Here is a 21,231-nt window from a genome sequence, read left to right as displayed (position 1 = left end):
GAAAAGGCGACCGCATGCGTTTCAGGGAGTCATCATGAAAAAATACTGGATAACCTTACTGCTCGCGTTGCTGACCGTTTCTACTGGTGTGCGGGCCGGCTGTAGCCTTAAAAGCGGTTCAACGGTAAAGGCCAACGACAGCCTGAACCTTTCGGCTCTGCTGACCATGCAGGACAGCCATAGCGAAACGCGAACGGCAACCTGGTCAGTGCCGGTCGGCTGCTTTGCTGTTACCAATTCCAATGCGGTGCATTATGTCAGCCCGGTACAAAATGGCTTTTGGGTGAAGTTTGTTAACGCAGCAGGCGCGGCCCGCTGGATAAAAATTCAGGCCAGCGGTTTTACCGACCTGATAAATTATGAAAACGGCGACAGAACGCTGGAGGGATCGGCCTTTAGCTATCAGCTTACCGCGACTTTGCTGGACAGCGATCCGGGCGTAACCGACAGCAAATATTATAAGGTGGTCGAGAATGGCAGTGTGGATATCGTCACCATGGTGATGCACAACGCCAATATTTTTGGCTCGACGCCGACGGTAGATCAGGCTGCTGAAGTAGCCGCTTCGGGCAACTGGAATAATGACTACCTGGGCTATCAGTCTCTGACAGTGACCTTCAGCCCGGCGGAAACCACCTGTGAAATGCCCGATCAGCAGGTGGTTCTACCCAGAGTATCGCTAAATCTGCTGCGTAGCGGCATCGCCACCGACAGGACGTCTTTTACGCTGCCGGTCAACTGCTCTGCAACCCTGGCGGGTGGCGCTACGCGTTCGGTTAATGCCTGGCTCTATAGCGCCGACCTGTTGGAAAACAGCCAGCGGATCATGCGTAACGGTAGCTCCAGCTCGCAGGGAGTAGGCATCGTCTTGAGCGACAGCGCCGGTAAGGCCGTTTCTCTGTCGGGCGGGACGGCGGCAGGGGAAGCCACTTCGCTGCTGTCTATCGCCAAAGGCGCCGACATTCATGCCAGCGCCATTAACCTGAACGCTGCCTATAAGGTGTTCGATCCGGCTAACCTCAGTCCAGGGTCGGTCGTTGCCACCGCGACTATTTATTTTGACTATGACTGATCGCCGTCGTCAGGATAAAAACAGCGTGGGGCAGGCAACGGCCGCCGCTATCGCCGTCGTCAGCTTTTGCAGTGCATCCGGCTCGATAACGTAAGGCGGCATCAAATAGATAAGCTTGCCGAAAGGACGGATCCAGACGCCGCGCTCAACAAAAAAGCGCTGCAGCGCCGCCATATTCACCGGTCGACGAGTTTCGATAACGCCAATTGCGCCCAGCACCCTGGCGTCCGCCACTTCCGGCTGCGCTTTTAGCGGCAGCAGCGCGGCTTTCAGCTGCGCTTCGATCGCGCTTACCTGCTGCTGCCAGCGATTTTCCTGCAGCATCGCCAGGCTTTCGCTGGCCACCGCGCAGGCCAGCGGGTTGCCCATAAACGTCGGGCCGTGCATAAAACAGCCCGCCTCGCCGTTACTGATGGTATTGGCAACCTCGCGCGTGGTCAGCGTGGCGGAAAGCGTCATGGTGCCCCCGGTCAGCGCTTTGCCAACGCACAGAATATCAGGCGAGATGCCGGCGTGATCGCAGGCGAAAAGCCTGCCGGTGCGGCCAAAGCCGGTCGCGATTTCATCGGCTATCAGCAGCACGTTGTGGCGATCGCACAGCTCGCGCACGCCCTGCAGATAGCGCGGATGATAGAAGCGCATTCCGCCCGCGCCCTGCACGATCGGTTCCAGGATCACCGCGGCCAGCTCATGCGCATGTTCGCCAATCAGACGGGAAAAATCGGCGACATCGCTTTCCTGCCACTCATCGTCGAACCCGCAGCCCGGCGCGGCGGCGAACAGGTGGTTCGGCAGATAGCCCTGATAGAGCGAATGCATGGAGTTCTGCGGATCGCATACCGACATCGCGGCAAAGGTATCGCCGTGATAGCCGTGGCGCAGCGTCAGAAAGCGCTGACGCCTTTCGCCGCGCGCCTGACAATATTGCAGCGCCATTTTCATCGCGACCTCAACGGCTACCGAGCCCGAATCCGCCAGAAAAACGCACTCCAGCCCCTGCGGCGTCATCTCTACCAGACGACGACAGAGCGCTACGGCCGCAGGATGGGTGATCCCGCCAAACATCACGTGCGACATCTGCTCGATCTGCGCGTGCATCGCCTGGTTCAGGCGCGGATGGTTGTAGCCATGGATCGCCGCCCACCAGGAAGACATGCCGTCCACCAGCTCGCGGCCGTCAGCCAGCTGCAGCAAGGTGCCAGAGGCCGCGACCACCGGATACACCGGCAGCGGTTTGCTCATTGAGGTGTAGGGATGCCAGATATGGTCGCGGTCAAAAGCGAGATCGAGAGGGGTCATAAAATACTTGTAAACCAAAATTAAAAAATTTAGTTTACAAGTATAACCGTAAAATGAACATGAGATCTTTTCTTTTGGAGCAAGCAATGGCAAATCGCTGGACAGTCGCCCAGGCCCAGGCCCTTTTCGACAAGCCTTTTCTGGAGCTGATGTTTGAAGCGCAGCAGGTGCATCGTCAACATTTCGATCCGCGTCAGGTGCAGGTCAGCACGCTGCTGTCGATCAAAACCGGCGCCTGTCCGGAAGACTGTAAATATTGTCCGCAGAGCGCCCGCTACAAAACCGGCCTGGAAGCGGAGCGCCTGATGGAAGTGGAAGAGGTGCTGACCTCTGCCCGCAAAGCCAAAGCCGCAGGATCCGACCGCTTCTGCATGGGCGCGGCGTGGAAAAACCCGCACGAGCGCGATATGCCTTACCTGGAGCAGATGGTTAAAGGCGTTAAGGCGATGGGGCTGGAAACCTGTATGACGCTGGGCACGCTGAGCGATGAGCAGGCGCAGCGGCTGGCGCACGCCGGGCTGGATTTCTACAACCATAACCTGGATACCTCGCCGGAATTCTACGGCAGCATTATCACCACCCGCAGCTATCAGGAGCGCCTGGACACGCTGGGCAAGGTACGCGACGCGGGCATTAAAGTCTGCTCCGGCGGCATCGTCGGCCTGGGCGAAACCGTTAACGATCGGGCCGGTCTGCTGGTGCAGCTGGCTAACCTGCCGGTGCCGCCGGAAAGCGTGCCGATCAACATGCTGGTCAAGGTCAAAGGCACGCCGCTGGCCGACAACGACGATGTCGATCCTTTCGATTTTATCCGCACCATCGCCGTGGCGCGCATTATGATGCCGACCTCCCACGTGCGTCTTTCCGCCGGCCGCGAGCAGATGAGCGAGCAGACGCAGGCGATGTGCTTTATGGCTGGCGCCAACTCGATTTTCTACGGCTGCAAGCTGCTGACCACGCCGAACCCTGAAGAGGATAAAGACCTGATCCTGTTCCGCAAGCTGGGCCTGAATCCGGCGCACACCACCACGGAAGCGGGCGACAACGAGCAGCAGCAGGCGCTGGCGGGCCAGCTGCTGAAGGCCGATACCGACCAGTTCTATAACGCGGCCGTGTAAATGGGCTGGCAACAACGCATCAGCCTGGCGCTTGCGGAGCGCCGGGAGAAGCAGCAGTTTCGCCAGCGCCGCGTCAGCCAGCACGACGACGTGCGCACCCTGTGCGTGAACGACCGTCGCTACCTGAACTTTTCCGCTAATGACTATCTGGGGCTGAGCCGGGATCGGAACGTTATCGCCGCCTGGCAGCAGGGGGCCGAACGCTACGGCGTCGGCGCAGGCGGATCGGGTCACGTTACCGGCTATGGTGCGCCTCATCAGGCGTTTGAGCAGCAGCTGGCCGACTGGCTGGGCTATCCGCGCGCGCTGCTGTTTATTTCAGGCTTTGCGGCGAATCAGGCAATCATTGCCGCAATGTTGCAGAAAAACGATCGCATCTTCGCCGATCGCCTGGCGCACGCTTCGCTGCTGGAAGCGGCCTCGCTCAGTCCGGCTACGCTGCGCCGCTTTGCGCACAATCAGCCGGAAGCGCTGGCGAAACTCTTCAGCCCTGCCGACGGCGGCGAAACGCTGGTGGTGACGGAAGGCGTTTTCAGCATGGACGGCGACAGCGCGCCGCTGCAAGAGCTGCATCAGCTTACCGCTCTACACAACGGCTGGCTGCTGGTGGACGATGCGCACGGCATCGGCGTAACGGGCGAGCAGGGGCGCGGCAGCTGCTGGCAGCAGAACGTGCGTCCGGAGCTGCTGATCGTGACTTTCGGCAAGGCATTTGGGCTGAGCGGCGCGGCAGTGCTCTGTAGCGAAGAGACGGCGGACTACCTGTTGCAGTTCGCGCGTCATCTGATTTACAGCACGGCGATGCCGCCCGCGCAGGCTTTCGCGCTCCAGACGGCTTTACGCGCCGTACAGCAGGGCGACGACCTGCGCGCGCGGCTGCAAAAAAATATCCGCCTGTTTCGCGAAGGCGCGGCGGCTGGCGGGCTGGCGATCCTGCCTTCTTCAACAGCCATTCAGCCGTTGCTGGCAGGTGAAGAGCAGACGGCGCTGCGGCTGGCGGAACGGCTGCGGGAAAAGGGATGCTGGGTAACGGCTATCCGCCCGCCCACCGTGCCGCCGGGAACGGCGAGGCTGCGCATCACGCTGAGCGCGGCGCATCAGGAAGAAGATATTCAACGACTGCTGGAGGCGCTGCATGACGCAAACGGTCAATAAAGCGGCGATTGCCAGAGCCTTCGGCCGGGCGGCGCAGAGCTACAATCGGCACGCGGAGCTGCAGCGTCTGAGCGGCGAAGCACTCTTTTCGCTGGCGCGTGGCCGTGAGCAAAAGCAGGTGCTGGATGCCGGCTGCGGGCCGGGCTGGTTCAGCAAGCGCTGGCGCAATGCGGGCAGCAAGGTCACCGCGCTGGATCTTTCTCCGGCCATGCTGAACGAGGCGCGGCTTGGCGACACGGCCGATGCCTATCAGTTAGGCGATATCGAAGCGTTGCCTTTTACCGATGCCGCCTTTGACGTGTGCTGGAGTAACCTTGCCGTGCAGTGGTGCAGCGACTTACGGCTGGCGCTGGCCGAAATGCGCCGCGTGACCCGGCCTGGCGGCCAGGTGCTGTTTTCAACGCTGGCCGCCGGCTCGCTGAACGAGCTTAACCAGGCCTGGCAGGCGCTGGATCTGCCCGCGCCCGTTAACCGTTTTCTGAGCGAGGCGCAAATAGCGGACGCGGGAAGCTCGCTCGGGCTTCGGCTGGAGGCGCAGACGCAGACGCTGGCTTTCCCGGACGTGCTCGGCGCGCTGCGTTCGCTGAAGGGCATCGGCGCCACGCATCTGCATCGGGGCCGCCATGACGGCCTGCTGAGCCGTCATCATCTGAGTCAGCTGGCGCAGCGCTGGCCGCGCGACCAGCGCGGTTTCCTGCTCAGCTATCACCTGCTGTATGGAGTAATTGATTGTGAGTAGCTGGTTTATTACCGGAACGGATACGGAAGTAGGGAAAACGGTCGCCAGTACCGCGCTGCTGCAGGCTGCCCGCGCCGCCGGATTGCGCTGCGTAGGCTATAAGCCCGTTGCTTCCGGCTGTGAAATAACGGCGGAAGGTATCCGCAACAGCGACGCGCTGGCTTTACAGCGCAACAGCGCACTGACGCTGCCTTATGAGCAGATCAATCCGCTGGCCTTTCTGGAGCCGACGTCTCCGCATATCGTCAGCGCGGAAGAGGGCAGGCCCATTGAGTTTACTCAGCTTTCGGCTGGCCTGGCGGCGTTGCGCGAGCAGGCGGAGTGGGTGCTGACCGAAGGCGCGGGCGGTTGGTTTACGCCGCTTTCAGCCACGACGACCTTCGCGGAGTGGGTGACGCTGGAACAGCTGCCTGTGGTGCTGGTGGTCGGCGTCAGGCTGGGCTGCATCAATCACGCCATGCTGACGGCGCACGCCGTCACGGCCAGCGGTCTGCGTCTGGCTGGCTGGATAGCCAATACGGTGCAGCCGCCGGGCAGGCGTCATGCGGAATACATGGCGACGCTGCAACAGCGGCTGCCCGCGCCGCTGCTGGGTGAAATCCCTTATCTCACCGACAGCGCCGATTTTGACCGGCTTGGTCACTACGTGCGCCTGCCGGAATAAGGCGATGCCCTCTGGCAGCGCGCCGGAGGGCATGACTAAACGGTCAGCCAGGTGTTGACTATTCTCTCATCCAGCTGCGCTACGCTGCCGTGGGCCACGTTGCGCCCCCGGTGCAGCAGCAGGAAATAGTCCGCCACCTTACGGATAAAAGAGATCCGCTGCTCCAGCAGCAGAATGGTCAAACCGAAATCGTGATTCAACCGATGGATCAAATTCCCCATCTCCTCTTCCAGCCACGGCGACATGCCCTCCGTGGGCTCGTCCAGGATCAGCAGCTTCGGCTGGAGCACCAGCGCTCTGGCCAGCGCCAGCTGCTGCTGCTGATCGAGCGGCAGTTCGCCGCTGCGCCGGTGACGAAGCGAATAAAGCGCGGGAAAAAGATCGAAAACCATCGGCGGAATGGCCGGATGGCGCTGTTGTCCTGCGCCCGCCAGCAACGCTATCTGCAAGTTCTCCTCGACGCTGAGCTGTGAGAAAATATGCCGCCCCTGAGGCACATAGCCGATGCCGAGCGCCACGCGTTTTTCTACCGGCTGCTGCAGCAGATTTTGCGGCGGCAGATTGCCTTCCTGCCACATAATGGTGCCGCTGTTAATCGGCAGGTGGCCCATAATGCAGTTGACCAGCGTGGTTTTCCCCATTCCCGGCCTTCCCAGCACGCCCGTACAGGTGCCCGGCGGCAGTTCCAGATCCACATCCCATAAAATATGATCCTGCCCGTAAAACTGATTTATCGCATGTAAGCTCAGCATCTGACACTCTCCTCCAGACAGTTTTCGAGCGCGCCTTCGTAGCGTGACGAAGGATTGACCATGGACGCAACGTCCATGGCTTGGGCTTCTCGCTCTGGTATGTCGAAAGCGTGAGGCGGTCAACAGGAACTGCAATTCGCAGGCCAGGTTTTAAAATGCAGAAAAAAACGACCGGCAACTCAGGAAAGCAGGGCGGGTAATTGGTCAGAAAAGGTTAACAATTGCCGACGGAAATTTCCGACTGCACTTTGATGGTGCCGTAAACCTAACATTTATGGTGCAGACGCCTGCCTGTAAGGCAGATCGGCCGCCCGACCCGCTGAAAAAAAAGCCTTAACGGGGATAGCCCTGAGGGCAGAAGTATGCTTCAGGTTGGACAAGACCGAGCAGAACAGGTGAAAAATTTAAGGAAAAAATTTTTTTTGCGTACGCGCTCACAGGACGCTGCGTTTTATACACAGCAGACGGGTTGGGCGTTGAAATCAGTTATCCACCATTCCTGTGGATAACCATGTGTATGAATGACTGAAAACCTGTAAAAGGCGAGAGCCGGCGCGGCTTAAGCTTGAGTTGGTGCTAAACTCGGCTGAAATAACATTGCATTAAATTTCAAAGCGTTAGTGAAAATCAAGCGGGGAAGGATCGCAGCATATTTTGCCCGCGCCATTTTGTCAGGATGTCTTGACAAATGTTAAAGTTTCAGTCCGGCTGGGGATAACCCCTTCACTTTCTTGCCGCTTAAGCATCCGTTCAACGCTGTTGGCCCACACGCGCGCTGCCTTCCCTTTGTTCTAATCGATAACTGGAGATATATCCAGTATTTTTTGCTGGCAAAATCGTCATAGCAGAGTAAAATTACCACCCTGTCCGCGCTTTTCATCATCAGGTAGCCATGCAATGAGCAAAGTCTTTAAACTTAATTCCGCCTTTCAACCTTCCGGCGATCAGCCTGAAGCCATTCGCCGCCTTGAAGAAGGGCTGCAGGATGGACTGGCGCATCAGACGCTGCTCGGCGTAACGGGGTCGGGCAAAACGTTTACCGTTGCCAACGTCATCGCCGATCTCAATCGGCCTACGATGGTGCTGGCGCCGAATAAAACCTTAGCGGCGCAACTTTACGGGGAGATGAAGGAATTCTTTCCGGAAAATGCCGTGGAGTATTTCGTCTCCTACTACGACTACTATCAGCCGGAAGCCTACGTGCCCAGTTCGGATACCTTTATCGAAAAGGACGCCTCCGTTAACGAGCATATTGAACAGATGCGTCTGTCGGCGACCAAAGCGCTGCTGGAGCGTCGCGATGTCATCGTGGTGGCGTCGGTGTCGGCGATTTACGGCCTGGGCGATCCGGATTCCTATCTGAAAATGATGCTGCATTTGACGCGCGGCATGGTGATCGATCAGCGCGCCATTCTGCGGCGTCTGGCGGAGCTGCAATACAGCCGCAACGACCAGGCTTTTCAGCGCGGGACTTTCCGCGTACGCGGCGAAGTGATCGATATCTTCCCGGCCGAATCGGACGACTATGCGCTGCGCGTCGAGCTGTTTGACGAAGAGGTCGAACGGCTGTCGATTTTCGACCCGCTGACGGGCCAGATCACCTCGGTGATCCCGCGCTATACCATCTATCCAAAGACGCACTACGTGACGCCGCGCGAGCGCATCATACAGGCGATGGAAGACATTAAAGTCGAGCTGGCCGATCGCCGCAAAACGCTGCTGGCGAACAATAAGCTGCTGGAAGAACAGCGTATTTCCCAGCGCACGCAGTTCGATTTAGAAATGATGAACGAGCTGGGCTACTGCTCGGGCATTGAGAACTACTCGCGCTACCTTTCCGGCCGTGGCCCTGGCGAGGCGCCGCCGACGCTGTTTGACTATCTGCCGGCGGATGGCCTGTTGGTGATTGATGAATCGCACGTCACCATTCCGCAGATCGGCGGCATGTATCGCGGCGACCGGGCGCGTAAAGAAACGCTGGTGGAGTACGGCTTCCGCCTGCCGTCGGCGCTGGATAACCGTCCGATGAAGTTTGAAGAGTTCGAGGCGCTGGCGCCGCAGACCATCTATGTTTCCGCCACGCCAGGCAAGTACGAGCTGGAAAAATCGGGCGGCGAAGTGGTGGATCAGGTGGTGCGTCCGACCGGCCTGTTGGATCCGCTGATTGAAGTGCGGCCGGTTGCTACCCAGGTTGACGATCTGCTGTCGGAAATCCGCAAGCGCGTGGCGATTGACGAGCGCGTGCTGGTGACGGTGCTGACCAAGCGTATGGCGGAAGATTTAACGGAATACCTCACCGAGCACGGCGAGCGGGTGCGCTATCTACACTCGGATATCGACACCGTAGAGCGTGTGGAGATCATCCGCGACCTTCGCCTCGGCAAGTTTGACGTGCTGGTCGGCATCAACCTGCTGCGTGAGGGTCTGGATATGCCGGAAGTCTCGCTGGTGGCGATTTTGGATGCCGACAAAGAGGGCTTCCTGCGTTCTGAACGCTCGCTGATCCAGACTATCGGACGCGCCGCGCGTAACGTTAACGGCAAGGCCATTCTCTACGGCGATAAAATTACGCCGTCGATGGAAAGGGCGATTGGCGAAACCGAACGCCGCCGCGAGAAGCAGGAGATCTACAACCAGGAAAAAGGCATCGTACCGCAGGCGCTCAACAAGAAGATCGCCGATATTCTGGAGCTGGGCCAGGGCATCAACAAAAACAAAACCAAAGGGCGCAGCAAGTCGCCTCGCGCGATTGTGGAAGACGATGCGGTGGTGGTCGATCTGTCGCCAAAAGGGCTGCAGAAGCGCATTCGCGAGCTGGAAGCGCAGATGCAGGAGCACGCCAAAAACCTGGAGTTCGAAGAGGCCGCCAACGTACGCGATCAGCTGCATCAGGTACGCGAGCTGTTTATTGCGGCTTCCTGATACGCGGCATCCGCCCGTCGCCGTCCCGCTCAGGGAGCACGCGTTTCGGCGCTAGCCCAGTCGCTGGATCGCATGCTCCAGCGCGCTGTGTAGCAGCTGGCGGTCGTGGCGGTATTTGATATCCGCCGCCTCCAGCGGCTCCTGCACAATCAGGCGTTCGCCGACGCCCGTAGTATCCACATGCGGGCCGACCACGACGGCATCAATCACCTTCCTGCCGATATATTTTTCCATGACGGTCAGCTTATCCGCCAGCGTCAGCTGTGCCGCCGCCGGGCTAAGCTCTTTGCCCAGATTACCGATAAACACCATCGGCGCGGGCGTGCGTCTGAGCGCCTGCGCCATATCCGGCAGCAGCAGCACCGGCATCAGGCTGGTATAGAAACTGCCAGGCCCGATCAGGATCAGGTCGGCCTCGTGGATTGCCTCAACCGCTTCTTTGGTCGCGTTGGCTCTGGCCGAAAGCAGCAGCTCGCGCGGCGGCATGGCAAGCTTATCGATCGCCGTTTCGCCGTAAACCTGCTGACCCCGATCGTCGAGGGCTATCAGATCGACCGGCTGTTCGGACATGGGGATCAGAAAGGCATCCACCTTCAGCAAACTGCGGATCAGATTGATCGCTTCGATCGGCCGCACGCTCAGGTGATCCAGCGCTTTCAGCATCAGATTACCCAGGTTATGTCCGGCCAGCTCGCCCTGGCCACCGAAGCGATACTCGAACATGGCGGAGGCCACGCTGGGCTCGGTAATCAGCTGGTTCAGGCAGTTGCGCATATCACCCCAGGCGATGCCGCCTTCCGCATGACGAATACGTCCCGTGGAGCCGCCGTTATCGGTGGTCGTGACAATGCCGGTCAGGCGTGAGCCAAGCGACGACAGCGCGGATAAAACACGGCCCAGGCCATGCCCGCCGCCAAGCGCCACGACGCGATCGAGATCGGCCAGAGTACGGTTACGCATAAAATTCCTTCAATATGTTAACAGTGCAGCCAGCCTGTCAGTGGTTTTTGCCTTATTTTACGCTAAGGTGCCGTAAAACGGCGGTAAAAAAACGTTGTATATCAAAATAGATAGCGAAATTCCTTACTGGCAACCGCGCTTCGTTAGCAGTAGACTTTTACTACCATGGCTTACCATACCGGTAAGTCACACTTAGCCCTGGTGCCTAAGTCTTCGGATAGGGTGCTTTGGCCGCAACTTTACGTTGCCAGGGTGCAGAAAGAAATGCCTGCATCTCCCGATATTTGGAAAGGTGTTCTGGTGTCACAATTTACTGATAATTTCGACCGCAGCTTTTACTATCTGCGCCTGTCGATCACGGACGTGTGTAATTTCCGCTGTACCTATTGCCTGCCGGATGGCTACAAGCCGCAGGGCGCAACCAACAAAAGCTTCCTCTCGCTGGATGAAATCCGGCGCGTCACCCGTGCCTTTGCGGCGGCGGGCACGGAAAAGGTGCGCCTGACGGGCGGTGAGCCTTCGCTGCGTCGCGATTTTACCGACATTATCGCTGCGGTGCGCGAAAACAGCGCTATTCGCCAGCTGGCGGTAACCACTAACGGCTACCGGCTGGCGCGTGACGTGGCATCCTGGCGCGAAGCGGGGCTGACGGCGCTGAACGTCAGCATCGACAGCCTCGATGCCCGCCAGTTTCACGCTATCACCGGCCAGGACAAATTCCATCAGGTGATGGCTGGAATTGACGCGGCCTTTGACGCGGGCTTCAGCAAGGTCAAAGTCAACACCGTGCTGATGCGCGACGTTAACCATCACAGCCTGCAGACCTTCCTTGACTGGATCCGCGACCGGCCAATCCAGCTACGCTTTATTGAGCTGATGGAAACCGGCGAAGGTGGCGATCTGTTTCGCAACCACCACGTGTCAGGCGAGGTGATCCGCGACCAGCTGCTGCAGCAGGGCTGGGTTCGCCAGCTACGCGGGCGCAGCGACGGCCCGGCGCAGGTTTTTTGCCATCCGGACTATGCCGGTGAAATTGGCCTGATCATGCCCTACGAGAAAAATTTCTGCGCCAGCTGTAACCGCCTGCGCGTGTCGGCCGTCGGCAAGCTACACCTCTGCCTGTTTGGCGACGGCGGCGTGTCGCTGCGCGATCTGCTGCAAAGCGACGATCAGCAGGAGGCGCTGCAGACGCGCATTGCCGCCAGCCTGAAAACCAAAAAGCAGACGCATTTTCTGCATCAGGGCAACACCGGCATCACGCAGAATCTCTCTTTTATCGGCGGCTAACGCATGGAGTCTACAATGGCAAAATCGACGGCGGAATTTATCCCGCTCAACGTGGCGGTGATGACCGTCTCCGACAGCCGCGACGCGGCGGAAGATACCTCGGGCGACTATCTGCGTGAAGCGCTGGCGGAAGCCGGGCATCAGGTGCTGGATCACGCGCTGGTGAAAGATAACCGCTACCGCATTCGCGCCGTGGTCTCCAGCTGGATCGCCAGCGCGGATGTTCAGGTGGTGATCGTGAACGGCGGGACGGGCTTTAACAGCAAAAACAGCACGCCGGAAGCGCTGCTGCCGCTGTTCGATCGTGAAATCGACGGCTTTGGCGAGCTGTTCCGCATGGTTTCCTGGGAAGACGTCGGCAGCGCGACCATTCAGTCGCGCGCCGTGGCGGGTATGGCCAACCAGACGGTGATTTTTGCCGTTCCCGGCTCCACCCGCGCCTGTCAAAGCGCCTGGGAAAGCATCATCCGCGATCAGCTCGACGCCCGCACTCGTCCCTGTAATTTTGTCTCGCACCTGAAGAAGCCCTGAACTATGTCCCAACTGACCCATATTAACGCCTCCGGCGAGGCGCACATGGTGGATGTCTCCACCAAAAACGACACCGTACGTGAAGCGCGTGCGGAAGCCTTTGTGGTGATGCATCCCGATACGCTCCGGATGATCCTGGACGGTAGCCATCACAAGGGCGATGTTTTCGCCACGGCGCGCATTGCGGGCATTCAGGCCGCCAAGCGTACCTGGGAGCTGATCCCGCTGTGCCATCCGCTGCTGCTAAGCAAGGTTGAAGTGACGCTGAGCGCCGATACCGCCAACAGCCGCGTGCGTATCGAATCGCTGTGTCGTCTGACCGGTAAAACCGGCGTAGAGATGGAGGCGCTAACGGCGGCCTCGGTGGCCGCGCTGACCATTTACGACATGTGCAAGGCGGTACAGAAAGATATCAGCATTGAACAGTGCCGATTGCTGAGCAAAAGCGGCGGCAAATCCGGCGATTTTAAGGCGGATAAGCATGATTAACGTTCTTTTTTTTGCGCAGGTACGCGAGCTGGTCGGCACCGACAGCATCAGCGTTACCGAAGACTACGCCAATGTAGAAGCACTGCGTACGGCGCTGGCGCAGCGAGACGATCGCTGGTCGCTGGCGCTCTCGTCAGACAAGCTGCTGGCGGCGGTCAATCAGACTTTGGTTTCCGCGCAGCATCCGCTAAAAGCGGGCGACGAGGTCGCGTTTTTCCCACCGGTAACCGGAGGCTAAAATGGAAACCCGGATCAGAGTAGGGCAGGCGCCGTTTGAGATGGCGGAAGAGTACCGCTGGCTGGCCGCCTGTGATGAAGATGGCGCGGTGGTGACTTTTACCGGCAAAGTGCGCAATCACAACCTGGGCGATAACGTTTCTGCGCTGACGCTGGAGCATTATCCGGGAATGACCGAAAAGGCGCTGGCGGAGATTGTGGCCGAAGCGCGCGAACGCTGGCCAATGCAGCGCGTGACGGTGATCCATCGTATCGGCGAGCTGTTTCCCGGCGATGAAATCGTGCTGGTTGGCGTCAGCGGCGCGCATCGAGGCGCGGCTTTTGCGGCGGCGGAATTTATTATGGATTATCTGAAAACCCGCGCGCCGTTCTGGAAAAGAGAAGCCACGCCGGAAGGCGAGCGCTGGGTTGATGCCCGCGACAGCGATAAAGAAGCCGCCTCGCGCTGGGCATAGCGGTTCTTTGCCGCCGGTCGGCAAGGGCGGGCCGTTCCGGGGCTGTTTTAGCCCGCTCTGATGGATTAATCATGTTTCGCTGTGTAACCTTGAGGTAAATTTTTTTTACACAGGGAAAGTCATGGTTTACTCCGCCGTTAAACGTCTGTCGCTGCTGGCCTTGCTGGTGCTGGCAGGCTGTAGCACTCAGCCTGAAAAGAAGCTGCCCGAGCGGCGCCCGGCCGATGTAAAAGCACAGATCGCCCGGCTGCTGCCGTCCAAAGTCAGCGATCGTCAGGGCTGGACCGACGACATCTTTGCCGCGTTCACCAGCCAGAAGCTCGATCCTTCCGTCAGCAACGTCTGCGCCGTTATTGCCGTCGCCGATCAGGAAACCACCTTTAATGCTAACGCCAGCGTGCCGGGCCTGCCGAAAATCGCCTGGGGCGAAATCGACCGCCGCGCGGGCAAGCTGCATATTCCCTCCTTCGTGGTGCGTACCGCGCTGCGGATCAAATCGCCGAACGGCGAGAGCTATACCGACAGGCTGGACAAGGTGCGCAGCGAAAAAGAGCTGAGCGCCATTTTTGATGATTTTATCAATATGGTGCCGATGGGGCAGACGCTGTTTGGCAACCTCAACCCTATCCACACCGGCGGCCCGATGCAGGTCAGCATTGCCTTTGCTGAGGCCCATGCCGATGGCTACCCTTACCCAATCGACGGCACTATTCGTCGGGAAGTGTTCAGCCGTCGCGGCGGCGTCTGGTTCGGCACCCGCCATCTGCTTGGCTATCCGGCTAACTACAGCAAAACGCTTTACCGCTTCGCGGATTTCAACGCGGGCTGGTATGCCAGCCGCAACGCGGCGTTTCAGGCTGCCGTCGCGCGGCTTAGCGGCATTAAGCTGGCGCTGGACGGCGATTTGATCCAGTACGGTTCGGAGGCGGCCGGCTCCACCGAGCTGGCGGTACGGGCGTTGCACTTAGGGTTAAGCGACGGCGCCATCCGCAGCGCGCTGGAGAAAGGCGAAACGCTGGCTTTTGAAAAAACCGACTTATGGCAGCAGGTTTTTGCCCGGGCGGATAAAAATGCCGGCCGACGCCAGCCGCGCGAGATGCTGCCCGGTATTAAACTGGAAAGCCCAAAAATCACCCGCAGTCTGACGACCGCCTGGTTCGCCCAGCGGGTGGACGGACGTTATCAAAGCTGTCTGGGACGGGCAAACTAAGCCGATCTGGTGAAATATTGCACTTTGCTACTCTTCGGATGCGAGAGCATAAGCGCTGTCAGAGGGCAGGAAGCGCTGGCCGCAGGAAAAACGAGGGGCTAAATTTGCTGGTTAACCCTTTAAAGGATTTACAGGAAATGGCCCACGACTTTCATGAAGTCGGCGGCGCCAGGAGTCCGCAATACGCAGGCGGGCAAAGACCCGGACGCCTTTGCCTGACGCGGCCGTAAGAGAGTAAGGCAGCCTCAGTGCGAGGCTGCCATCTTCCGTTATGCCGATTCCAGCCTGAAAATTTGTACCGTTTGCGCCAGCTGTTTCGCCTGATCTTCCAGCGAAGCGGCGGCGGCGGACATCTGCTGAACTAAAGCGGAGTTCTGCTGGGTCGCGCCGTCCATCTGGTTGACGGCCACCGTTACCTGGCCAATGCCCTGTGACTGTTCGTCGGAAGCGTGCACGATCTCGCCGATAATCGTCTTCACGGAATTCACGGCGGTATTCATCTCCTGCATGGTTCTGCCCGCGTCCTGCACCAGCGAAACCCCGGTATTTACGCGCTGCGTCGATTCGCCAATCAGCGCCGAGATATCTTTTACCGCGTTGGCGCTGCGCTGCGCCAGGCTGCGCACTTCCGAGGCCACCACGGCGAAACCACGGCCCTGTTCCCCAGCCCGAGCGGCTTCCACCGCGGCGTTAAGCGCCAGAATATTGGTCTGGAAAGCAATGCCGTTAATGATGCTGGTGATCGCGCCAATTTTCTGCGAGCTTTCGTCGATCTGCTGCATGATTTCCACCACCTGCTGCACCAGATGCTCGCCTCGCTGAGCGATAGCGGTGGCGTTATCGGTCAGCTCGGTGGCGCTGTGCGCATTATCGGCATTGTGTTTCACCGTGGCGGTAAGCTGTTCCATGCTGGCGGCGGTCTCTTCCAGCGCGGCGGCCTGCTGTTCGGTACGCGATGCCAGGTCAAGGTTACCGGAAGCGATCTCTTCTGCGCCCTGGCGGACGGAATCGCTGGCGGAAATAATCTCGCCAACCATTGTACGCAGCTGCTGCTGCATGGTCTGCATGGCGAAGAAAATGCTTTGCCTGTCCTGCGCCCCAACCGGAATGTCGGCGCTGAGGTTGCCTTCCGCCACGCCAAGCGCGATTTCTGCGGCCTGAGACGGCTCACCGCCCACCGGTCGGGAAATTTTCCGGCTGAACAGTATACCCAGCACGGCACAAACAATCACAATGCTCAGCACCATCATAATCAGCGCATGGATCAGCTGACGGTTGGCCTCAGCCATCACCGCGCTGACCGGCGCCACCACGCCCAGATACCAGGGCTGCTGGCTGTTGCCGATGGTCACAGGACGCCAGGTTTCCAGCACATCCTCGCCCAGCACGCGGTCAAAATGCTGCACCACATCCTGGGTAAAGCCGTTGGTTTCGCCTTTATAGGCCTTGCCCGCCTCCGCTTTGTCAGGGCTGGAGACCACCAGGCCCTTGTTGGAAAGCAGCAGCGCATAGCCGGTGCCGCTCCAGGGTTTAACCGCGCCTACGCTTTTTTGCAGCGAGGCGAGCGAGATATCGGACGTGGCAACCGCTTTCAGCTGGCCGTTATCCATAATCACCGCCGCCACCGAGGTCAGCAGCGTCGGCACACCGTTATAGGGGTAGCTGTAAGGTTCAATCAACACATCCTTTTGCAGTCTTTGCGGGATCAGATAGTAGTCGCCCTGGCCGGGCGTAAAGATGGATTCCAGATTATGCATGGCGAGGTTGCCCGTGCTGTCGCGATCGACAAAGCGCGCGAAACGTCCCTGCGGCGGCGTGCCGGGCTGGGCGGCGAATTCCGCATCTTTGCCGTCAAAGGCATTGGCTTCAAAGGTGAGCGACAGCGACAAATAGTCCGGATTCTGCTTCATGGCTGCCTTCATCAGCTCTTCCGCGACTTTGCGGTCGGGTACGCCAGCAGCGGGCAGGGCGAGAATGCTCTGACCCATATCTCTGGCTACCGTGCGGGCATAATCGAGACTTTGCTGCACGCTGAGCGCATTGCTTTGGGCAATTTGTCCCAGATACTGCTCGGCGATTTTGCGCTGCTGCTGGCTGGACTGCCAGCTGAGCAGACCAATAGTGATGGTAAAACCGAGCGTGATAGTTAATGCGCCGGTCAGGAGCATCATGGTGCGCGTGCTCATTTTTCGCTTCTGGTGTGGCTTGTTCATCAGGAACCCCTGGAGTGAATTAGATTGTTCTCAGACTTCCCGGTAAGCGTTCTCCCTGTGTTCACTCTATCGGCAAAAAATGGTTGACCTTTATACAGCAGCGGAGCGTCAGGCGAGGTTTGTAGCGCAATGGGAATATTTGTCACGAAAAAGCTACAGGCGCTGCTGGCCCAACCCGGCCGGACTGTGCCAGACTTAGCAGTAAATTCACCTTAAAGGAGAGCATCATGGAGAGATATCCTCGTTCCAACGGTTCTATTGTTTCCGGCGCCACCACGGGCCTGCAAACCTACATGGCGCAGGTCTACGGCTGGATGACCTGCGGTCTGCTGCTGACCGCTTTCGTGTCCTGGTTTGCCGCCAACACCCCTGCGGTCATGCAGCTGGTTTTTGCCAATAAAATTACCTTTTACGGGCTGATTATCGCCCAGCTGGCCGTGGTCTTTGTGCTGTCCGGCATGGTGCACAAGCTGAGCGGCGCGGTCGCGACCGGTCTGTTTATGCTCTATTCGGCGCTGACCGGCCTGACGCTGGCCAGCATCTTTTTGCTATACACCTATTCGTCTATCGCCAGCACTTTTGTGGTCACGGGCGGAATGTTTGGCGTGATGAGCTTCTGGGGCTATACCACTAAGCGCGACCTGAGCCGAATGGGCAGCATCCTGTTTATGGCACTGATCGGTATTCTGCTGGCGTCGCTGGTTAACTTCTGGCTGAAAAGCACCGCGCTGATGTGGGCCGTTACCTATATCGGCGTGCTGGTATTCGTCGGGCTGACCGCGTATGACACGCAGAAGCTGAAAAATATTGGTGAGAATATTGATGTGCGGGATAAAGAGAATCTGCGCCGCCACTCAATTATGGGCGCGCTGACGCTGTATCTGGACTTTATTAACCTGTTCCTGATGCTGCTGCGGATTTTCGGCAACCGCCGATAATGAAAAAGGGGCGTTTACCGCCCCTTTTTTACGCCTGTTTTTGCATATCCTGCTGGTTTTTATGCCGCAGGCTTTTCGCCCGGCTCTCCAGCCACAGATAAAGCACCAGCGCCAGCAGCAGCGGCGCGATAAAGTAGATGACGCGATAGGCCAATAGCCCGGCGATAATCGCGCCGTGCGACAGATGCTCGCCGCTCAACAGCGCCAGAAATACCGCTTCCAGCACGCCAATCCCGGCGGGAATATGAATAATCACGCCCGCAATACTGCTGATCAGCAGCACGCCCAGCACCTGCGGATAATCGACCTGCTGCGCAAACAGCAGCCAGATAATCATCCCCATCACCAGCCAGTTAGCGCTGGACACCGCAAACTGCAGTATTGCCATGCGGAAAGAGGGCAGAGCCAGCTTGTGGCCTTTTACCGTCCAGCGGCGACGTTTGGAGAAGGCGCAGAGCGCAAGATAAAACACCACAAAGGCCAGCAGCCCCATGCCGATCGCCCGCAGCGTGCCTTCACCGATAAACCAGCCTTTGGGGATCGGCACCGCGCCGCTGCTGAAGACGATACCGGCCACCAGCACATAGCCCAGCCAGTTGGTGGCGATGCTGAGCGAAAAAATACGCGTAATGGTGCTGCCGCTCAGGCCAAGCCGCGAATAGAGCCGGTAGCGCATCGCCACGCCGCCTACCCAGGTACTGAGCGTCAGGTTAAAGGCATAGCAGATAAACGATACCAGCATTACCTGCCGCTTTTGCAGCTTATGGCCGCAGTAGGCCTGGCCGATTAAATCGTAGAGGCCATAGGTCAAATAGCTGACCACCACCAGACCTACGGAGGCGAGAATAGCCGTGCGGTTATAGCTGGTAATAACGTTAAGCACGTCATGCCAGTTGACCTTCCGGGCGTAGATCACCAGCAGCACGATTACCGCAATAAAAAACAGGCCGGTCAGTGCTTTTTTTACCCATTTCCAGCGAGTATGTGACTGAGACATCAGGATTTAGCCCTCTCTTTTTCACTGTCAGATTCGACGCGGTCCTGGGTTTCCATTTCAGGCTGCACCGGCGGCGCGATCTGCGCCAGCTTCGGCGTATGGGCGGGCAGCCAGCCGGCAATCGCCGGAAAATGCCGCAGGAAGTGGAAGACCACAATGCTTTTCCCCAGCTGCCACCAGTTTTGAGGAGGGAGCTTATCTTCATCCACCCGTACGCAATCTTCGGCCAGCAAACGCGTCAGCTCGGTGCGCAGGGTCTGGTTGAATGCGCGATCGTGAACGATCAGATTCGCCTCCAGGTTCAGCGACAGGCTAAGCGGATCGAGATTACTGGAGCCAACCGTTGACCAGAAGTTATCCTGAATGGCAATTTTGGCATGGAGCGGACGCCGGATATATTCGTACACCTCCACGCCGCCGCCGACCAGATAGTTATACAGCAGCTCCGCACCGACCTTAACGATCGGCATATCGGGCTTGCCCTGCACGATCAGTTTTACCGATACGCCACGCTGGGCCGCCGAGCGCATTTCGCGCAGCAGACGATAGCCGGGGAAGAAATAGGCGTTGGCAATAATCACCTCTTCTTTGGCCTCGCGCAGCATATCGATATAGTGTTGCTCAATATCGTCGCGGTGTTCATCGTTATCGCGCCAGACAAACAGCACCTGCGCATCGCCCGGCGCGCGGTTGCGCACGGCGCGGTGCGACCGCCCGTTCCACCAGCGCCTGACCGGCTGTTCGCTGTTGATCGCCTCCTTGACGTAGCGGGCAATATCTTCCACCACCGGGCCTTTGACTTCGACGGTGTAGTCCTGCTTCGCTTCCTCGCCGTAGCTGGAATTATGCTCGGCGGAATAGTTGATGCCGCCGACAAAAGCGATTGCACCATCGCAAACCACGGTTTTACGGTGCATACGACGAAAAACGTTGGTTCTCATGCCAAACACCAGCGGGCGCGGATCGTAAAAGATAAAGCGCACGCCAGCGGCGGTGAGGCTGCGGATAAATTCCGGCGAAAGGTCGTTAGAGCCATAGCCGTCCAGCAGCATTTCAACCTTCACGCCGCGCGTGGCGGCATCCAGAATAACTTCCTGCAGGGCTTTCCCGACTTCATCCTCGAAAAGAATAAACGTTTCCAGCAGCACGCTCTCTTTTGCGCGGCGGATCGCCTCGAAGACGCGGGGGAAATATTGTTCGCCATTGGCCAACAGGCGCAGGCGATTACCGTCACGCCATTCCGTTTTCATAAGTGTATCTCCACAGCCAGAGGCGCGTGATCGGACAGGTGCGACCAGGGTCGCAGCGGTATTTTGTGCGGATGACTGACGGCGGCATTACGGACGTAAATTCGATCCAGTCGCAACAGAGGAAAGCGGGCAGGGAAGGTTCGTGCCGGGCGGCCGTTTTTCTGACTGAATACCTCTTCCATCCCCGCACCTCGCTGTAATATTTTATTGGCTTTTTGCTGCCAGTCGTTGAAGTCGCCTGCGACCACTACGGGTTCATCCGGCGGCAGACTGTTAAGCAGCTCGCAGAGCATGGCCAGCTGAGCGGCGCGATGCGCATCCCGCAGGCCCAGATGCACACAGACGGTATGCAAAATCTTGTCGCTGTCGGGGAGCGTTATTTTACAGTACAGGAGGCCCCGCTTTTCCGTACCCTCAACGGAAATATCCCGGTTTTCATAGGATAAAATGGGAAAACGGGAAAGCAACGCGTTGCCATGATGTCCTTCCGGATAGACGGCATTGCGCCCATAGGCGAAATCTTGCCACATCATCTCGGCAAGAAATTCGTAATGGGGCGTGTCGGGCCAGTTCTGCACCTTAATAGAGTGCAGATCGTGGGAGCCCATGACCTCCTGCAAAAAGACAATATCGGCCGAGGTAGCTCTGACCGCATCCCTTAATTCCGGCAAAATAAAACGCTTATTGGTCGCGCTGAAACCCATGTGCGTATTGATCGTCAGGACTTTTAATGAAAATCCTTGCGGTTTTTGTGACATACTGTGCGCGCTCTCCTCTTCGGATCAGGAAGAGTAAAGTGTAGTCCTTGTCACAAAAATGTGCCGCTAAGTGCAGAAATTTACGGCATTAATTAAGAACTACGGTAGTCTGATGAAATGCGTTGTCACTTACTGTGGCAGCCAGGCTTGGGCAGACCTCAGTCAGGTCTGTCGGGAGATAAAAA

At 58.4% G+C, this 21,231-nt stretch carries 20 protein-coding genes and 1 riboswitch; of the genes, 13 read left to right on the top strand and 7 right to left on the bottom strand.

Translation table 11 applies throughout. The features are described from left to right. Positions 1-34: 34 nt before the first annotated feature. Positions 35-1,072, top strand: a complete 1,038-nt coding sequence (locus tag EGK14_RS09555; RefSeq protein WP_125288851.1) for a fimbrial protein — start codon at positions 35-37, stop codon at positions 1,070-1,072. Between the two features lie 9 nt (positions 1,073-1,081). Here EGK14_RS09555 and bioA read toward each other — a convergent pair whose 3' ends face one another. Continuing rightward, positions 1,082-2,371, bottom strand: coding sequence for an adenosylmethionine--8-amino-7-oxononanoate transaminase (bioA, locus tag EGK14_RS09550; protein ID WP_125288850.1), 1,290 nt, complete (start codon positions 2,369-2,371; stop codon positions 1,082-1,084). 86 nt (positions 2,372-2,457) lie between these two features. Here bioA and bioB point away from each other — a divergent pair, with 86 nt between their 5' ends. From bioB to bioD, 4 genes are read left to right on the top strand one after another with little or no spacing between them, the layout of a single operon-like run. Beyond that, positions 2,458-3,489 carry a biotin synthase BioB gene (gene bioB / locus EGK14_RS09545; RefSeq protein ID WP_125288849.1) on the top strand — a complete coding sequence of 344 codons (1,032 nt, stop codon included), beginning with the start codon at positions 2,458-2,460 and terminating at the stop codon, positions 3,487-3,489. Further along, on the top strand, positions 3,490-4,644 hold the full coding sequence (gene bioF, locus EGK14_RS09540) for an 8-amino-7-oxononanoate synthase (RefSeq protein WP_125288848.1): 1,155 nt from the start codon (positions 3,490-3,492) through the stop codon (positions 4,642-4,644). After that, positions 4,625-5,383: a malonyl-ACP O-methyltransferase BioC gene (gene bioC / locus EGK14_RS09535; RefSeq protein WP_125288847.1), complete on the top strand. Its 759-nt coding sequence runs from the start codon at positions 4,625-4,627 to the stop codon at positions 5,381-5,383. Before bioF ends, bioC begins: the two co-directional genes overlap by 20 nt. Continuing rightward, positions 5,376-6,047, top strand: coding sequence for a dethiobiotin synthase (gene bioD, locus EGK14_RS09530; protein ID WP_125288846.1), 672 nt, complete (start codon positions 5,376-5,378; stop codon positions 6,045-6,047). The genes bioC and bioD overlap by 8 nt, the downstream gene beginning before the upstream one ends. A 35-nt stretch (positions 6,048-6,082) precedes the next feature. Here the strand turns inward: bioD and EGK14_RS09525 are convergent, their stop codons facing one another. Further along, a complete protein-coding gene (locus tag EGK14_RS09525) occupies positions 6,083-6,799 on the bottom strand; it encodes an ABC transporter ATP-binding protein (protein WP_125288845.1) in 717 nt (238 codons plus the stop codon). Between the two features lie 897 nt (positions 6,800-7,696). Between EGK14_RS09525 and uvrB the strand changes: the two genes are divergently transcribed. Next, positions 7,697-9,721: an excinuclease ABC subunit UvrB gene (gene uvrB / locus EGK14_RS09520; protein ID WP_125288844.1), complete on the top strand. Its 2,025-nt coding sequence runs from the start codon at positions 7,697-7,699 to the stop codon at positions 9,719-9,721. A 51-nt stretch (positions 9,722-9,772) separates the two neighbouring features. Here the strand turns inward: uvrB and yvcK are convergent, their stop codons facing one another. Further along, positions 9,773-10,681: a uridine diphosphate-N-acetylglucosamine-binding protein YvcK gene (yvcK, locus tag EGK14_RS09515; RefSeq protein ID WP_125288843.1), complete on the bottom strand. Its 909-nt coding sequence runs from the start codon at positions 10,679-10,681 to the stop codon at positions 9,773-9,775. A 177-nt stretch (positions 10,682-10,858) separates the two neighbouring features. Then, a riboswitch (molybdenum cofactor riboswitch) is annotated at positions 10,859-10,992 on the top strand. Here yvcK and moaA point away from each other — a divergent pair. The 6 genes from moaA to EGK14_RS09485 all read left to right on the top strand — a co-directional run bounded on the left by moaA (position 10,979) and on the right by EGK14_RS09485 (position 14,890). Next, entirely contained in the window at positions 10,979-11,968 is a 990-nt protein-coding gene (moaA, locus tag EGK14_RS09510) for a GTP 3',8-cyclase MoaA (protein ID WP_125288901.1), read from the top strand. Its footprint overlaps the riboswitch before it by 14 nt. 15 nt (positions 11,969-11,983) lie before the next feature. Next, entirely contained in the window at positions 11,984-12,499 is a 516-nt protein-coding gene (gene moaB, locus EGK14_RS09505; protein WP_125288842.1) for a molybdenum cofactor biosynthesis protein B, read from the top strand. A gap of 3 nt (positions 12,500-12,502) precedes the next feature. Then, positions 12,503-12,988, top strand: a complete 486-nt coding sequence (gene moaC / locus EGK14_RS09500; protein ID WP_125288841.1) for a cyclic pyranopterin monophosphate synthase MoaC — start codon at positions 12,503-12,505, stop codon at positions 12,986-12,988. Beyond that, a complete protein-coding gene (gene moaD / locus EGK14_RS09495) occupies positions 12,981-13,226 on the top strand; it encodes a molybdopterin synthase sulfur carrier subunit (protein WP_125288840.1) in 246 nt (81 codons plus the stop codon). The genes moaC and moaD overlap by 8 nt, the downstream gene beginning before the upstream one ends. A gap of 1 nt (position 13,227) precedes the next feature. Beyond that, the gene (moaE, locus tag EGK14_RS09490) at positions 13,228-13,680 is read left to right on the top strand and encodes a molybdopterin synthase catalytic subunit MoaE (RefSeq protein WP_125288839.1); all 453 of its coding nucleotides are present in this window, start codon (positions 13,228-13,230) and stop codon (positions 13,678-13,680) included. Between the two features lie 121 nt (positions 13,681-13,801). Further along, positions 13,802-14,890, top strand: a complete 1,089-nt coding sequence (locus EGK14_RS09485; RefSeq protein ID WP_125288838.1) for a DUF1615 domain-containing protein — start codon at positions 13,802-13,804, stop codon at positions 14,888-14,890. Positions 14,891-15,159: 269 nt separating this feature from the next. Here the strand turns inward: EGK14_RS09485 and EGK14_RS09480 are convergent, their stop codons facing one another. Next, a complete protein-coding gene (locus EGK14_RS09480) occupies positions 15,160-17,103 on the bottom strand; it encodes a methyl-accepting chemotaxis protein (RefSeq protein WP_125288837.1) in 1,944 nt (647 codons plus the stop codon). Positions 17,104-17,330: 227 nt separating this feature from the next. Here EGK14_RS09480 and EGK14_RS09475 point away from each other — a divergent pair, with 227 nt between their 5' ends. After that, complete coding sequence (locus EGK14_RS09475) at positions 17,331-18,041, top strand: Bax inhibitor-1/YccA family protein (protein ID WP_125288836.1); 711 nt, start codon at positions 17,331-17,333, stop codon at positions 18,039-18,041. Between the two features lie 28 nt (positions 18,042-18,069). Here the strand turns inward: EGK14_RS09475 and EGK14_RS09470 are convergent, their stop codons facing one another. Genes EGK14_RS09470 through EGK14_RS09460 form a run of 3 tightly spaced genes read right to left on the bottom strand, consistent with a single transcriptional unit; the run spans position 18,070 to position 21,046 of the window. Then, positions 18,070-19,038 carry a lysylphosphatidylglycerol synthase domain-containing protein gene (locus EGK14_RS09470; protein WP_125288835.1) on the bottom strand — a complete coding sequence of 323 codons (969 nt, stop codon included), beginning with the start codon at positions 19,036-19,038 and terminating at the stop codon, positions 18,070-18,072. Continuing rightward, a complete protein-coding gene (gene clsB / locus EGK14_RS09465; RefSeq protein WP_125288834.1) occupies positions 19,038-20,288 on the bottom strand; it encodes a cardiolipin synthase ClsB in 1,251 nt (416 codons plus the stop codon). Before clsB ends, EGK14_RS09470 begins: the two co-directional genes overlap by 1 nt. Beyond that, a complete protein-coding gene (locus EGK14_RS09460; protein ID WP_125288833.1) occupies positions 20,285-21,046 on the bottom strand; it encodes an endonuclease/exonuclease/phosphatase family protein in 762 nt (253 codons plus the stop codon). Before EGK14_RS09460 ends, clsB begins: the two co-directional genes overlap by 4 nt. Positions 21,047-21,231 lie beyond the last annotated feature (185 nt).

The organism is Erwinia sp. 198 (assembly GCF_003937915.1).
GTDB classification, from domain to species: domain Bacteria; phylum Pseudomonadota; class Gammaproteobacteria; order Enterobacterales; family Enterobacteriaceae; genus Erwinia; species Erwinia aeris.
Note: the sequence above shows the minus strand (reverse complement) of the source record. Positions and strands in the feature narration are given on the sequence as shown.

What these genes read in the sequence shown, in the direction of transcription:
- EGK14_RS09555 (WP_125288851.1), top strand. Translation starts at nt 35, where the DNA reads ATGAAAAAATACTGGATAACCTTACTGCTCGCGTTGCTGACCGTTTCT.
- bioA (WP_125288850.1), bottom strand. Translation starts at nt 2,371, where the DNA reads ATGACCCCTCTCGATCTCGCTTTTGACCGCGACCATATCTGGCATCCC.
- bioB (WP_125288849.1), top strand. Translation starts at nt 2,458, where the DNA reads ATGGCAAATCGCTGGACAGTCGCCCAGGCCCAGGCCCTTTTCGACAAG.
- bioF (WP_125288848.1), top strand. Translation starts at nt 3,490, where the DNA reads ATGGGCTGGCAACAACGCATCAGCCTGGCGCTTGCGGAGCGCCGGGAG.
- bioC (WP_125288847.1), top strand. Translation starts at nt 4,625, where the DNA reads ATGACGCAAACGGTCAATAAAGCGGCGATTGCCAGAGCCTTCGGCCGG.
- EGK14_RS09525 (WP_125288845.1), bottom strand. Translation starts at nt 6,799, where the DNA reads ATGCTGAGCTTACATGCGATAAATCAGTTTTACGGGCAGGATCATATT.
- uvrB (WP_125288844.1), top strand. Translation starts at nt 7,697, where the DNA reads ATGAGCAAAGTCTTTAAACTTAATTCCGCCTTTCAACCTTCCGGCGAT.
- yvcK (WP_125288843.1), bottom strand. Translation starts at nt 10,681, where the DNA reads ATGCGTAACCGTACTCTGGCCGATCTCGATCGCGTCGTGGCGCTTGGC.
- moaB (WP_125288842.1), top strand. Translation starts at nt 11,984, where the DNA reads ATGGCAAAATCGACGGCGGAATTTATCCCGCTCAACGTGGCGGTGATG.
- moaC (WP_125288841.1), top strand. Translation starts at nt 12,503, where the DNA reads ATGTCCCAACTGACCCATATTAACGCCTCCGGCGAGGCGCACATGGTG.
- moaD (WP_125288840.1), top strand. Translation starts at nt 12,981, where the DNA reads ATGATTAACGTTCTTTTTTTTGCGCAGGTACGCGAGCTGGTCGGCACC.
- moaE (WP_125288839.1), top strand. Translation starts at nt 13,228, where the DNA reads ATGGAAACCCGGATCAGAGTAGGGCAGGCGCCGTTTGAGATGGCGGAA.
- EGK14_RS09485 (WP_125288838.1), top strand. Translation starts at nt 13,802, where the DNA reads ATGGTTTACTCCGCCGTTAAACGTCTGTCGCTGCTGGCCTTGCTGGTG.
- EGK14_RS09480 (WP_125288837.1), bottom strand. Translation starts at nt 17,103, where the DNA reads ATGAACAAGCCACACCAGAAGCGAAAAATGAGCACGCGCACCATGATG.
- EGK14_RS09475 (WP_125288836.1), top strand. Translation starts at nt 17,331, where the DNA reads ATGGAGAGATATCCTCGTTCCAACGGTTCTATTGTTTCCGGCGCCACC.
- EGK14_RS09470 (WP_125288835.1), bottom strand. Translation starts at nt 19,038, where the DNA reads ATGTCTCAGTCACATACTCGCTGGAAATGGGTAAAAAAAGCACTGACC.
- clsB (WP_125288834.1), bottom strand. Translation starts at nt 20,288, where the DNA reads ATGAAAACGGAATGGCGTGACGGTAATCGCCTGCGCCTGTTGGCCAAT.
- EGK14_RS09460 (WP_125288833.1), bottom strand. Translation starts at nt 21,046, where the DNA reads ATGTCACAAAAACCGCAAGGATTTTCATTAAAAGTCCTGACGATCAAT.